Below are 14,548 nucleotides of genomic sequence, written 5' to 3'. Positions count from 1 at the left end.
AATGAATTTAATTGATTGGGTTAATTTTCGCCAAATAAAATCAATTAGATTTGAATTACCTAATATTTTTTTTGAGTTTGTTAAAAAGTATTTAAAATAAGGCTTCTAATATTGTAAAATTAACATTAAATCTATTAATTTGTTAATTGTTTTCCAGTTTCTGGTAGTTGCTTTAACATTAAGTTTATTCTCGATTATAGTATTACTGAGTTTTGAATTTCCTCCGGGATTAGCATATATAATATATAGTACTTTGTTGATTGTTATGTGTTTATCGTTTTGGAAATCAATCTTTTGAAAATTGTCAAGATCAGTAGTTGTTGGCTTTTTTGATAAAAAAGTAACATACGGCTGAGTTGGATCGCTTAAATTATGATCTGGATATGGATTTTTTTCGACACATTTTTGAAGTTCTTCGAGAGTCAGAATTAAAACGGAAACCTGATAACCAAAATGTTTTTCAATACAATTTGCGATCTGATTTTCTAAATCTGAAATATTAGTAAGATTACTAGTAAAAATAATATTCCCACTCTGTATATAGGTGCTAATGTTTTCTATGGGAAGTTCTGCTAAAATAGTTCTTAGTGCTTCCATCTTGATGATTTTGTGTCCGCTAACATTAATGCCGCGCAAAAAAGCAATATAGATTTGCATTGTTCTAAAAATTTAAATTAGAATAAAAAAGCGATTCACTTTTATAAAGGAATCGCTTATTTTGGTATTATTCTTTTATTTTCGAAAGAGAAATTGCATTAATGCAGTAGCGTAAACCACTTGGTTCAGGACCATCAGGAAAAACGTGTCCTAAATGAGCGTCGCAAGTATTACAAACAACCTCAACGCGAATCATTCCGTATGATTTATCCGCATGATAAGCAATGGCATTTTCTTTTAATGGTTGTGTAAAAGAGGGCCATCCTGTTCCTGATTCAAATTTCTCGCTTGCATCAAAAAGTAAAGTACCGCAGCATTTGCATTCATAAATTCCGGGATCGAATAAACTGCAAAGCTCAGAACTAAAAGACCTTTCAGTGCCTTTTAAACGTGTTACCTGAAATTCTTCCGGGGTTAGAAGTTGTTTCCATTCTTCAGCTGTTTTATCTACTCTTTTATCCGGAACTGGATTTCCTTTATTTGTATATCTAATTATATCTGCCCACTTTATCATAACTGTTTTTTTTTAATTTAAAAAAGATTGAATTAGCTTGTCTTGTAAAGTTACTATTCTTTCTGATAGGGAAAAAGTAATAAGTGTAATTACCATTACTTCTAAAAGTAAAAATTATTCATCAAAAGGATAATTTTTGTAGCGTTTATATTCTCCCGTTTCACAATTTATTTTAACAACGTAATGTTGAAGATTTCTTGGAACTAAATCGTTTGGAAGTGTTCCTGATTCTGTTTCTTCTCCAAATATGTAGTAATTATTTTTTGGACCAACCTCAATTCCATCAATTGTGGTAGATCTAAAAACCTGATTTTTTCTTTTTTCTTTCAGGATACGATCAGCATCTTCTATTTTTATTTTGCATTTTTTAGCGAAACTATAATATTTGATGCTATCAGAGATACTTATTTTATGGATATGTTTGGATATTTCAGGGTTAATCCAGCCATATTCTCTAAAAAGGACTGGGCTTGCAAAAACTTCATTATTAATTGTAGTATAATCAGAAAATCTACATTCATGACTTCCCAGATAGCCATTCATGCCATAATGCAGGTAAGCATAATGATGATAACCTGAAATGTAATAATGTAGTTTGTTTTGTGTGGTGACTACAATTGTATCTGTTTTTAAAAATTCTTTGTACGGAATAGCAATAGATTTGTATTCACTAGAGTTGGCTTCTTTATTAAAACCGTTTTTAATCAATGTATCATGAATAAAAATTCCTTTTCTGAGAATCTGAAACTTAAGGATATTGATTTCGTTTTTTTTAAATTTTGCGAATTGAATCTCTGGTTGTTCAGTAATAAATTTGAATGAATCGCATTCTTTAGAGAATTTGATTCCATCAATTTCGGCTTGTTTTCTCCGGCTATTTGATGACCAAAAAAACAGACCAACTATTATTGCTATTATAGTAATAATAATACCTATTAAAACTAAACAACCTTTGATATATTTATTCATTTATTCTTCCTCTTTTTGCCCCATCATCATTAAAAATGCTTTTAGGAAAGGATCAATATTCCCGTTCATAACGCCATCGACATCGCTTGTTTCATAACCGGTACGAACATCTTTTACTAATTTATAAGGCTGCATTACGTAATTGCGTATTTGTGAACCCCATTCGATTTTCATTTTTCCGGCTTCGATGTCTGCGCGTTGTGCCTGCTGTTTTTTCAGCTCGATTTCATACAATTGCGAACGTAACATTTGCATGGCACGTTGTCTGTTGTCTTGTTGAGATCGCGTTTCAGAACACTGGATCTGGATTCCGGTTGGCTTGTGTACTAATTGTACTTTGGTTTCAACCTTATTCACATTTTGTCCTCCGGCTCCACTGGAACGAGAAGTCGTAATTTCGATATCTGCGGGATTGATGTCAATTTCGATACTGTCATCAACAAGCGGATAAACATAAACAGATGCGAATGAAGTATGACGTTTTGCATTACTATCAAAAGGAGAGATTCTAACTAAGCGATGTACGCCGTTTTCTCCTTTTAAGTAACCAAAAGAATAATCACCCTCAAACTCCAGGGTAACAGTTTTGATTCCTGCAACCTCACCGGCCTGAAAGTTTAGTTCTTTTATTTTATAGCCATAACTTTCTCCCCACATCATATACATACGCATTAGCATTCCTGCCCAATCACAACTCTCGGTTCCTCCGGCTCCAGCAGTAATTTGTACTACGGCGCTTAAGCTGTCTCCTTCGTCAGAAAGCATGTTTTTGAACTCAATATTTTCAATATGAGTTTGCGTTGTATTATAATGCCCGTCTAATTCTTCTGCAGAAAGTTCCCCTTCTTTATAAAAATCATAGGCAAGTTGTAATTCATCCGTAAGTTCGATTGCTTTATTATAATCTTCGATCCATTTTTTCTTGTTTCGGAGATTTTTTACAATGACTTCGGCTTCTTTTGCATTGTTCCAAAAGTCTGGAGCAAAGGTTTTTTCTTCTTCGTTGGCAATTTCGATTAGCTTGGCATCAACGTCAAAGATACCTCCTCAACGCACCAAGGCGCTCCACAATACCTTTTATTTGTTCGGTAGTTGTCATAAATTAATAGTAGTTTTTTATATGATTTTTATAAATATTACGTTAATTTGGTTGTATTGTAATTCGCAAGTTAAAATTTAATGAAACTTGCAAAAATTAACAAACAGTAATACGTAATTTTGCTGTACAAAAATAAGATATAGTTTTTAGAATATGGAAATAAATTTAATTAGCGATACTATTACCAAACCTACATACGAAATGTTGCAGTATATGTTTAATGCGCATGTTGGCGATGATGTATACAGGCAAGATCCTACGGTTATCGAATTAGAGACCAGAGTGGCTGAGTTTTTTGGTATGGAAGCAGGACTTTTTTTTCCATCAGGAACTATGGCTAACCAAACTGCGATTAAATTACATACACAGCCCGGAGAGCAATTAATTGCTGATAAATATGCACATGTTTATAATTATGAAGGAGGCGGAGTTTCTTTTAACAGCGGTGTTTCATGTTGTTTATTAGACGGTGACCGAGGTATGATAACTGCAAGTCAGGTTGCCGCCGCGATTAATGATCCGGAGTTTTACCATAGTCCGTTAACGAGTTTGGTTTGTGTAGAAAATACTACCAATAAAGGTGGCGGTGCATGTTATGAATTAGATGATTTAAAGGAAATAAAAAAAGTTTGCGATGCAAATAATTTGAAATTCCATCTTGATGGAGCCAGAATTTGGAATGCATTAGTGGCTAAAAGGCAAAATCCTAAAGAATTTGGGGCTATTTTCGACACAATTTCGGTTTGTTTGTCAAAAGGATTGGGTGCGCCAATAGGTTCTGTTTTGTTAGGAAGTAAAGCTGATATTCACAGGGCGTTGAGGATCAGGAAGATACTTGGCGGGGGAATGCGTCAGGTTGGTTATTTGGCTGCGGCCGGATTATATGCTTTAGCAAATAATATAGAAAGATTAGCCGAAGATCACAGGCGTGCCAAAGAAATTGCAGCTGTTTTAAGTACAAAACCATGGGTGTCTGCAATTGAACCTGTCGAAACTAATATTTTGATTTTCTCACTTGCAGAGGGTTACAGCGATCAGCTTTTGATTGAAAAATTGAAACAGAAAAATATTCTGATAAGTTCTATGGGACATAATAAACTTAGACTTGTAACGCATTTAGATTATAAGGAAGTAATGCATACGTATGTTTTGGAGACGTTGCAAAAATTTTAGAAAAAGTTTCAGAGGGACAAGATTAAAAAAAAGACGCACAATTGTGCGTCTTTTTTTATTAGAATGTTCAGGTTTACAAAATAAAACCTTTGAACCTTTGTGCATCAGAAGCTTTGCAGCTTACTTAAACAAATTATCCATTCCAGGAATCATTGGCATATCCATTTTTGCAACAGCGTCAAGTTCTTGTTCATTAACGCTAGTAGCTTTTTCAATAGCTTTATTTAATGTTACGATTAAATAATCTTCCAATTGTTCTTTATCTTCAAGTAAAGAGTCGTCAATAGAGATTGATTTTACCTTTCTATTTGCAGTTAATGTTACTTTTAATAATCCGTCAGCGCTTTGTTCATCAATCAAAACAGTATCAAGACGCTTTTTTGTATCTTCAATTTTTTGTTGGGTTTCTTTAAGTTTACCCATCATTCCCATTAAATCCATTTTTGTTGATTTTAAATTATTTCATACAAAATTAGTATATTGCTGTTTGATAACAATAGAATATTTTATGAAAAAATTAATTTGGTTCTGTTGTCTTTGTAGTATTTTTGCTCCTTCGTATTTAAAAACTAATGCTCAATCAATGCAAAACGATATAATGGCCCCACAAGCCAAAGAAATTCCAAAATCATTAAAAAAACATAAAGAAACCAGAGTCGATAATTATTTTTGGCTTAACGACCGGGAAAATCCTGAAGTTATCAATTATTTAAATCAGGAGAATTCATATTATCAGGACATGACATCCCACACAAAAGCCCTTCAGGAAAGTTTGTATGAGGAAATGAAAGGCAGGATTAAAGAAGATGATTCCTCTGTGCCTTATTTTTATAATGGATACTATTATATTACTCGTTTTGAAACCGGTCAGGATTATCCTATATTTTCCAGAAAAAAAGGAAGCCTTTCTGCAGATGAAGAAATTATGTTTAATTGTAATGAATTGGCAAAAGGACATGCTTATTTTAAACTGGGAGGTTTAAGTGTGAGTCCGGATAACAAATTTGCCAGTTTTGGAGTTGATATTGTGGGAAGAAGAATTTATACCATTCAGTTTAAAAACTTAGAAACAGGTGAAATTCTATCTGATAAAATCGAAAATGCTACAGGAGGATCAGTTTGGGCAAATGATAATAAAACTGTTTTTTATACCAGGCAGGATGAAGTTACTTTAAGAGCTGATAAAGTTTTTAGGCATAAACTTAATACAGATTCCGCTGCTGATATATTAGTTTTTAATGAAACTGATGATACTTTTAATGTTTCTGTAAGCAAAGAAAAATCAAGAAAATATATTGTTATTGGTTCAGGAAGTACTTTAACGACTGAATACAGAATTTTGAATTCTGATAATGCTGATGGTGAATTTGAAGTGTTTCAGCCTCGTGTTCGTGGTTTAGAGTATAGTATTTCTCATTTTGAGGACTCTTTTTATATTTTAACCAATAAAGACAAGGCGACCAATTTTAAGTTGATGAAAACGCCTGAAAATAAAACAGGAAAGAAAAACTGGGTAGATCTTATTCCGCATAGAGAAGATGTTTTATTAGAAGATATCGAAATTTTCAAAAACTATTTAGTAGTTGAAGAGCGCTCAAACGGTTTAAATCATATTCGTATTATGCCATGGAGCGGCGATGCAGACTATTATTTGCCTTTTGGCAGTGAAACCTATAATGCTTACACAACAACAAATATTGATTTTGATACTGATGTTTTACGTTACAGTTATCAATCGCTTGCAACACCTTCGTCTGTAATTGATTTTAATATGAAAACTAAAACCAAAGAGATCTTAAAAGAACAACAGGTTTTAGGCGGAAAATTTGATAAAGAAAATTATATCGAAGAGCGTGTTTGGGCAATAGCCAGAGATGGTGTAAAAGTGCCAATTTCGATGATTTATCGTAAGGGATTAAATAAAAATGGTAAAAATCCGTTATTACTTTACGCTTATGGTTCATACGGAATCACAATGGATACGTATTTTTCGTCGACACGACTTTCACTTCTGGATCGTGGATTTATTTATGCAATCGCCCATATTAGAGGAGGAGAAGACTTGGGAAGACAATGGTATGAAGATGGAAAACTGTTAAAAAAGAAAAATACCTTTACAGATTTCATCGATTGCTCTAAATTTGTAATAAACGAAAATTACACATCTCCTGAACATTTATATGCTGAAGGAGGATCTGCAGGAGGACTTTTAATGGGAGTTATCGTAAACGAAGCCCCGGAATTATATAGAGGAGTTATTGCTCAGGTGCCTTTTGTAGATGTTATTACAACTATGCTGGACGACAGTATTCCGTTGACAACCGGAGAATATGACGAATGGGGAAACCCAAATAATAAAAAATATTACGATTATATGTTATCATACTCACCGTATGATAATGTAAAAGCGCAAAACTATCCTAACATGTATGTTTCTACAGGATTACATGATTCGCAGGTACAGTATTGGGAGCCAGCTAAATGGGTAGCGAAATTGAGGAATCTAAAAACAAATAATAATCTTTTATTTTTAGATACTAATATGGATGCAGGACATGGTGGAGCTTCTGGACGTTTTGAGGCTTTAAAAGACTTAGCAAAGGAATTTAGTTTTTTATTAGATTTAGAAAAAATTAAAAGCTAATTAGAAATTTTTTGTTAAATTTGCAACCTATCAAGGTTATTTAAAAATGCCTTTGATTAACTATTTTTTTATGAAAGAAGAAATAAACGCTTATAATAATGTTTTAGAGTTAATAGGTAATACCCCACTTATTAAACTAAATAAAATTACCGAAGAGTTAGAAGGTAATTTCTACGCAAAGGTAGAAGCTTTTAATCCGGGACATTCCTCGAAAGATAGAATAGCGTTATATATTATTGAAGAAGCTGAGAAAAAAGGAATCTTAACACCAGGTGATACTATCATTGAAACCACATCCGGTAATACGGGTTTTAGTTTGGCAATGGTAAGTATTATAAAAGGGTACAACTGTATTTTGGCCGTAAGCTCAAAATCATCTAAAGATAAAATTGACATGCTGAGAAGTTTAGGAGCAAAGGTATATGTTTGCCCCGCCCACGTGTCTGCAGATGATGAGAGATCTTACTACAATGTCGCCAAACGATTGCACGAAGAAACAAAAGGCTCAGTTTACATCAATCAGTATTTTAATCAATTAAATATTGATGCACACTATAACACTACAGGTCCTGAAATTTGGGAACAGACAAAAGGACAAATCACACATCTTGTGGCTTGTAGCGGAACTGGAGGAACAATTTCCGGAACTGCAAAATTCTTAAAAGAGCAAAATCCAAATATTAGAATTCTAGGTGTCGATGCTTTTGGGTCCGTATTAAAAAAATACCACGAAACAAGAGAATTCGATAACAAAGAAATTTATCCGTATCGAATAGAAGGTTTAGGTAAAAACCTGATCCCATCTGCTACAGATTTCGATATTATCGATAAATTCATCAAAGTAACGGATGAAGAAAGTGCTCACTCTGCCAGAGAGATTACCAGAAAAGAAGGTTTGTTTGTAGGATATACTTCCGGAGCAGTAATGCAGGCAATTAAACAATATGCAGAAGAAGGCGAATTTACTAAAGAAAGTAATATTATCGCAATTTTTCCAGATCATGGATCACGTTATATGAGTAAAGTATTTAGCGATGACTGGATGAACGAACAAGGTTTCTTTGACAGTGTCAATGAAGAAGAGGTTCAAAAAATAGAATTTGTAAAGTAAATTTTAAGTTACTTTTAGATATACAACTCCATTCGTTTTACGAATGGAGTTTTTTTTTGTAAAAATGTTTTTACAAATCTGGGCAATAAAATTTATTGACTGCGTTTATTGTTAATTTTGATAAGAATACTGTATTTATTAGTGATAAATTTTTTGTAGTATTGAATTAAATTTATAGTTTTAACAAAATTTATAAAAGTATAACTAAATTTAATTAAGAGGATATAATCATCAATTTTGGTTATTTAACGGTTATTTAGGTTTGTTACCGAATAAATTTTTGCTCATACATATTATAATATAGATTAGTGTTCTTAAATGCGCTTTTCTAAATACCCTAAAATCTGTCCATATGAAAAAATTATTACTGACATTAATGTTTGTAAGTTTTTTAATTACTAATGCCCAAAATCCAGTCCAGGAATTCAATTTTAACGGGACTTTAAATAATGCCGATAATTCGATTTCGCTTTTAGGTACACCTAATTTTGTAAATGACAGAATGGGAGTTGCTAAAGGAGCCCAACGCCTCACAAATAAAGTTTTGCAAGGTGTAGTTGGCGATCTTCCGCAGGATAACAAACCAAGATCAATATCGATATGGGTTAAGTTTAATGCTATTACCTCAGTAAATTATATTTTGGGATATGGCGGCGCTGTAAATTCGCAGTATTTTGGTTTATTACAACAAGCAGCATCTGGAGGTAATTCAGACTTAAGTTTAGTGGGTTGGGGTGATACAAACAATGTTATAGTATCCGTTCCGCTTTCAAGAGAGGTTTGGTATCAATATAGTATTACTTATGATGGCACTCACTCAAAAGTGTATCGTAACGGAGAATTATTAAAATCTGCTGACGGAATTTCTCGTTTAACTAAAGGTTATATTCTTAGGTTAGGAGCATTAAACGGTACAGTTGGGATTAATGCAGATGTAGATGATCTTAAAATATATAATGTGGCCATGACAGACGAACAGGTTATGGAATCGTATAACAGTTCGAAACCAACTGGTGCAGCAGTAACAGAAACTGTTCAGGCTTCAAGTCCTGCTAAAAAAGTAGTTGCTCCGGCACCTGTAAAAACTGTAGTTGCTGCAAAAGTACCTGCAAAAACAGGAACTGCATCTGAAACAAATACAGGTTCTAAAATTGTTGAGGTTTTCTCACAAGGTACAAAAGTAGTAGGAGCGAATGCTACTAACATTGGCGATTTGCCAGAAGGGACTTATTTATTGAAAGTAAGCAATAACCCCGCAAAAAAATAACTTCCAATTTTATTTATATATTACAATTTCTAAATGGTAAAAGCCTTCTAAAAATTATATTTTAGAAGGCTTTTTGATTTATTGTTTTTTCTGTTGTCCAGGTGCATATGCTTTAGCGCTTTTGCTTCCGGACATTTTTTTTGCTTGTCCTGGCGGTATCTTTTTATTGCTGCTATTACTGCTACTGCTATTGTTACTGCTGTGAACATGTGTACTACAGCTTAAAACACTAATAGCCACAAATAGAATTACCATAATAATTACGGCAGCTTTTGTATATCTCGATTTATTCATAAATTATATTTAGTTTTAGTTTTTGGAATTTACAAATATAGGCGATAATGTCTGTTTTAAAGGCTTTATAAGCTATTTAGAGTGTATATGAACAGTGTAAAAGTGTGTGAGGTGAACTATTAATCATTTTAGTATTTATTCTCTATTTTACATCTTTAAACTAATTTGGTTTAAAATAAAGTTTGAATAACGTATAATTAGTTTCTAAATAATCAAAAAGCCTTCTTCAGGTACTAAAACAAAAAAGCCCTGAAAATTTCAGAGCTTATATATGTCAATATCAAGAATATTATGCTTCCTGCATTGTATGATAAACGTTCATAACGTCATCATCTTCTTCAATTTTTTCGATTAATTTTTCAACGTCAGCGATTTGAGCTTCGTTTAGTTCTTTGGTAATTTGCGGAATACGCTCAAAACCTGAAGATAAAATCTCTAAGCCTCTGTTTTCAAGTTCTTTTTGCAAAGCACCAAAACTTCCAAAAGGCGCATAGATTAAGATTCCGTCTTCGTCTTCAAAAACCTCTTCGGCACCAAAATCAATTAGTTCAAGTTCTAATTCTTCAGGATCAAGATTTCCTTTTGCAATTCTAAAATTACAAGTATGATCAAACATAAACTCAACAGAACCCTGAGTTCCCATTGTTCCGTTACATTTATTAAAGTAACTGCGTATGTTTGCTACTGTTCTATTATTGTTGTCAGATGCTGTTTCAATCAAAATAGCAATTCCGTGAGGAGCATATCCTTCAAACAAAATCTCTTTATAGTTGGCAGTATCTTTATTGCTTGCATTTTTTATCGCGCGCTCTACATTGTCCTTAGGCATGTTAGCGGCTTTTGCATTTTGTATTACAGCTCTTAATCTAGAATTGGCATCTGGGTTAGGACCACCTTCTTTAACAGCCATAACGATATCTTTACCAATTCGGGTAAATGTTTTGGCCATTGCTGACCAACGTTTCATTTTTCTTCCTTTTCTAAATTCGAACGCTCTTCCCATTTCTAATTTTTAGTTTTGAGATGCAAAAATACGGTTATTCCTTATTTTTGCAAAATCAATTCTACTCTTTTTTTTTGTTTCAGGTTTCAGGTTTCAGGTTTTTGTTAGAGAGATTAGAAAATCGATAAAATAAAAAGTTCAATTCGTCATGAATTGAACTTTTTATTGAAATCTGAAACCTGAAACCAAAATCTATTTCATCGCATTAAACTCATTAATAACATTCACCGCTTCATTCAGGTACGGATTTGTTTTTAGATTATCGATTTGATATTGGTTTATCGTTTTATCATTAGGATAAGCACCTAATAAAAACTGATTTACAGTAGAATTATAAACATCTAAAGGGTTGTTTTCATCATTAAATGTATTGATTTCTGTCCAAAGTGAATTTACAATTTTCTTTTGTTTAAAAATAGCATCCAATGTCATCGGAATCTCCGCTTTTGGTGTATTAACAAGCTGATCGATTTTTAGGTTGATCTTTTTTATATTATTAAAAAAATAATTATCAGCAAGTCTTACAGAGCTGTTTTTAGCCAGTTTATCGATCAAAGCCCTTTTTACGTAAGGTTTAAATTTTTGCAGTGGTTCAATACTATCATTTTTAATAGCGGTAGGAAAATCACTTTCTTTTTGATATACACCTTCATAAAATTCAGGAAGAATTACATCTGGTTTTACGCCAATATATTGGTGGCTTTTTCCGGTAACCCTGTAGAATTTATTAATCGTGATTTTTAAAAAATCGGTATTTTTAGTTTCGTCAAGCGAAAGAATGGTTTGCATTGTAGCTTTTCCCAATGTATTGCTGCCCAATAGTAATGCACGGTTATAATCTTGTAATATAGAAGAGAAAAATTCGCTTGCAGATGCCGTATTACTATTCACTAAAATTACAATTGGACCTTTGTAAATCAAGCCTCTATACGGATCATTGATAATAGATTTACCTTGTTTATTATCGACAACAATAGAAAGCGGACCATAATCTATAAACATTCCGGCAAGTTTTATGGCCTCTTCCATAGATCCGCCGCCATTATCAATTAAATCAATTACAAGACCTTTTATATTATCCCTTTCCAGTTTCATGACCTCACGCGCAACATCATCTGCACAACCTTTACGGCTGTTTCCGTCTAAATCAGCGTAGAAACTAGGAATTTTTATATATCCAATTTTACTGTCTTTACCAATTATGAAACTAAAAACAGAATTATCCTCATCCTTCATAACTTGCTTTTCGATATAAACATCAAAGCTTTTACCTGAATTTCGTTTAAGAGTAAGCGTAATACTTTTATTGGATTCGGATAAAATCATTGTCGAAATAGATTCTAAAGAAGCACACGAAACCTGCAACGTCTCCTTTTGATTGGATATTGAAAGAATCTGATCTCCTTTTTTAATTTGTCCAGTTTGATACGCAGGACCATTTGGATCAATTTCGGCTATGATAATTTCATTTTTTTCATTCAGGTTAACCGTCATTCCCAGAGACAAATGCTCTTTTGATAATGAAGCAACAAAACTTGTTTTAGAATCATCACTAAAATAAGCAGTATGAGGATCAAAATACGTACAGAAAAAATTGTAGAGCTTTTCTTCCTGCTTGGTATTGGTTTCTAAAAGTGTATTTATTCGGCAAATTTCATTTGATACAATCAAGTTTTTAGACTTTGATTCAATCGAACTAAAATTAGCTTTAAGCGAATCGAGATTGTCACTCGTCTCTGCAATTTCGTCGAGAATCTGATAGCGTATTTTTTTTGACCATACTTTCTCCAGGTCTTCTTTTTTAAGATAAAAAGCAAAGGATTTTTTATAAAATCTAATCGTATCCTTTTTATTGTAATCAATTGGTTCTTTCTCGATTTTTTCCAGAACAGCCTTAGTTCTTAATAACCCATTTTTATATTTGGCAGTAATATCAGCGAGAAAACTACAATCATTACTCAGAATCAAATCATCCAGATTAGTACGATATTTATCAACAAGTTCTTTATATTCTGATTTAAATAATATGTTTCTGGAAGGATCTAATTCATTAATTAAATTGTCAAAAACAAAAACCGATAAACTATCGTCCACCGGTTTTGGTCTAATATGTTCTTCCTGAATAACTGCATTTATTTTGTTTAGTATTTCGCATATTGAATTACTATTTTGACTAAATAGAACGTTCGTAACTAACAATAATACTAATAATATTTTTTTCATAGAATCGAAAATCTTCGTTTACATTAAAATTACGTTTAATTTTTTAATAAAAAGTTACAATTTTTCTAAAATTTCTTACATCGAAACAATATATTTTTAGTACATAATTTCTAACTTATTCAAAATTCCCGCTGCGAATTCACGAATTTTTTATTCAAACGCTATCTAATAAATTCGTGAATTTTGACAAAAAAAAACATGCATCGCTTATAAGGCGATGCATGTTTAAAAATTCTTTATACTACTAAAGACTATTTCTTATAAAAAGGTAATTTTACCACTTTAGCCGGAACGTCATTTTTTCTGATTCTAATAAAAATAGCACTGTCAACAGCACTATTAGATACCGTTACATATCCTAAACCAATACCTTTATTCATAGAAGGCGACATAGTTCCAGAAGTTACAACACCAATTACGGCTCCATTTGCATCAACAATTTCATAATCATGTCTTGGCACCGCACGTTCCTGCATTTCAAAAGCCACTAATTTTTTAGTAACGCCTTCTTCTTTTTGTTTCTTCAAACTTTCAGAATTCGTAAAATCCTTATTGAATTTTGTAATCCAGCCTAAACCAGCTTCAAGAGGAGAAGTAGTATCATTAATATCGTTTCCGTACAAACAAAATCCCATTTCTAAACGCAAAGTATCACGGGCTGCAAGACCAATAGGTTTAATTCCGAAGGCTGCACCAGCCTCAAAAACTTTATTCCAAACCTGTTCAACCTCACTATTTTTGCAATAAATTTCAAATCCGCCAGAACCTGTATAACCAGTAGCCGAAATAATAACATGCTCGATTCCTGCAAAATCCGCCACCTCAAAATGATAATAAGGAATTGCAGCTAAATCTATAGACGATAAAGCCTGCATCGCTTCAACCGCTTTTGGCCCCTGAATTGCCAATAGCGAATAATCATCAGAAAGGTTTTTCATCTCAACTCCCAAATCATTGTGAGAAGAAATCCAGTTCCAGTCTTTTTCAATATTCGAAGCATTTACAACCAGTAAATACTGCTCATCTTTCATTTTATATACAATCAAATCATCTACGATTCCGCCTTCACTGTTTGGTAAACAAGAATATTGTGCTCTGCCAATTGTCAAAGTCGAAGCATCGTTTGAAGTCACTTTCTGAATCAAAGCCAAAGCATTTGGACCCGTCAGCAAAAATTCGCCCATATGCGACACGTCAAAAACGCCCACACTAGTACGAACTGTTTCGTGTTCAGCATTTACACCTTCATATGTAATAGGCATATTATAACCGGCAAAAGGCAGCATTTTCGCTCCCAAACTCTCATGTATGTGCGTAAGCGCAGTATTTTTCATTGTGTTGTTTTATAAAATTGTGTCGCAAATTTATTCAAAAAATATCTAAAATTGATAGTCTAAATTATAAATTTCGCAATGATTAGGAGCTATTCCAGCTTTTTGTTGCAAGTCCTCATAAAAAAAGCAAAGTTTCTAATGTCCTAAAAAGAGCTTCCGCTGGTCGCTTTTTTAGAACAAGAAACTTTTGCGTTTTTTACTCCGGGCTTTCCACTTCAATCTGGGCTAGGACATTCAGGTAACAAGAACACTTTACTTTT

The 14,548-nt window shown here is 32.9% G+C and carries 13 protein-coding genes; 4 read left to right on the top strand and 9 right to left on the bottom strand.

Annotated features, from left to right (window positions below):
- Positions 1 to 105 precede the first annotated feature (105 nt).
- From RC62_RS20075 to prfB, 4 genes are all read right to left on the bottom strand, one after another.
- Positions 106 to 657 (bottom strand): DUF1697 domain-containing protein, encoded by a 552-nt coding sequence (locus RC62_RS20075; protein ID WP_055098110.1) that lies wholly within the window; start codon positions 655 to 657, stop codon positions 106 to 108.
- Positions 658 to 724: 67 nt separating this feature from the next.
- Entirely contained in the window at positions 725 to 1,171 is a 447-nt protein-coding gene (msrB, locus tag RC62_RS20070; RefSeq protein ID WP_055098108.1) for a peptide-methionine (R)-S-oxide reductase MsrB, read from the bottom strand.
- A gap of 114 nt (positions 1,172 to 1,285) precedes the next feature.
- The gene (locus tag RC62_RS20065; RefSeq protein WP_055098107.1) at positions 1,286 to 2,140 is read right to left on the bottom strand and encodes a hypothetical protein; all 855 of its coding nucleotides are present in this window, start codon (positions 2,138 to 2,140) and stop codon (positions 1,286 to 1,288) included.
- Positions 2,141 to 3,239, bottom strand: a protein-coding gene (prfB, locus tag RC62_RS20060) for a peptide chain release factor 2 (protein WP_123773919.1) whose coding sequence is annotated in 2 segments (ribosomal slippage) — positions 2,141 to 3,175 and positions 3,177 to 3,239 — 1,098 coding nt in all. Because the reading frame shifts where the segments join, the coding sequence is not laid out codon by codon here. It abuts the gene before it with no gap.
- Positions 3,240 to 3,392: 153 nt separating this feature from the next.
- On the opposite strand from prfB, the gene RC62_RS20055 reads away from it, so the two are divergent.
- Positions 3,393 to 4,412, top strand: a complete 1,020-nt coding sequence (locus tag RC62_RS20055) for a threonine aldolase family protein (protein WP_055098105.1) — start codon at positions 3,393 to 3,395, stop codon at positions 4,410 to 4,412.
- Between the two features lie 120 nt (positions 4,413 to 4,532).
- Here the strand turns inward: RC62_RS20055 and RC62_RS20050 are convergent, their stop codons facing one another.
- Positions 4,533 to 4,853, bottom strand: a complete 321-nt coding sequence (locus tag RC62_RS20050; RefSeq protein WP_055098103.1) for a YbaB/EbfC family nucleoid-associated protein — start codon at positions 4,851 to 4,853, stop codon at positions 4,533 to 4,535.
- A 67-nt stretch (positions 4,854 to 4,920) separates the two neighbouring features.
- On the opposite strand from RC62_RS20050, the gene RC62_RS20045 reads away from it, so the two are divergent.
- From RC62_RS20045 to RC62_RS20035, 3 genes are all read left to right on the top strand, one after another.
- A complete protein-coding gene (locus RC62_RS20045) occupies positions 4,921 to 7,056 on the top strand; it encodes a S9 family peptidase (RefSeq protein WP_055098102.1) in 2,136 nt (711 codons plus the stop codon).
- 70 nt (positions 7,057 to 7,126) lie between these two features.
- Complete coding sequence (locus tag RC62_RS20040) at positions 7,127 to 8,167, top strand: PLP-dependent cysteine synthase family protein (protein WP_055098591.1); 1,041 nt, start codon at positions 7,127 to 7,129, stop codon at positions 8,165 to 8,167.
- Positions 8,168 to 8,519: 352 nt separating this feature from the next.
- Entirely contained in the window at positions 8,520 to 9,434 is a 915-nt protein-coding gene (locus RC62_RS20035; protein WP_055098100.1) for a LamG domain-containing protein, read from the top strand.
- A 78-nt stretch (positions 9,435 to 9,512) separates the two neighbouring features.
- Here the strand turns inward: RC62_RS20035 and RC62_RS20030 are convergent, their stop codons facing one another.
- The 4 genes from RC62_RS20030 to gcvT all read right to left on the bottom strand — a co-directional run bounded on the left by RC62_RS20030 (position 9,513) and on the right by gcvT (position 14,288).
- Positions 9,513 to 9,728, bottom strand: coding sequence for a hypothetical protein (locus RC62_RS20030; protein WP_055098099.1), 216 nt, complete (start codon positions 9,726 to 9,728; stop codon positions 9,513 to 9,515).
- 289 nt (positions 9,729 to 10,017) lie between these two features.
- The gene (locus RC62_RS20025) at positions 10,018 to 10,731 is read right to left on the bottom strand and encodes a YebC/PmpR family DNA-binding transcriptional regulator (RefSeq protein WP_055098097.1); all 714 of its coding nucleotides are present in this window, start codon (positions 10,729 to 10,731) and stop codon (positions 10,018 to 10,020) included.
- Positions 10,732 to 10,923: 192 nt separating this feature from the next.
- Positions 10,924 to 12,954 (bottom strand): S41 family peptidase, encoded by a 2,031-nt coding sequence (locus RC62_RS20020; RefSeq protein WP_055098096.1) that lies wholly within the window; start codon positions 12,952 to 12,954, stop codon positions 10,924 to 10,926.
- 251 nt (positions 12,955 to 13,205) lie between these two features.
- Positions 13,206 to 14,288, bottom strand: a complete 1,083-nt coding sequence (gcvT, locus tag RC62_RS20015; RefSeq protein WP_055098095.1) for a glycine cleavage system aminomethyltransferase GcvT — start codon at positions 14,286 to 14,288, stop codon at positions 13,206 to 13,208.
- Positions 14,289 to 14,548: the final 260 nt, after the last annotated feature.

It is taken from the genome of Flavobacterium aquidurense (genome assembly GCF_001404985.1).
GTDB classification, from domain to species: Bacteria; Bacteroidota; Bacteroidia; order Flavobacteriales; family Flavobacteriaceae; genus Flavobacterium; species Flavobacterium aquidurense_B.
This window is presented reverse-complemented; position numbering and strand designations above follow the sequence as displayed.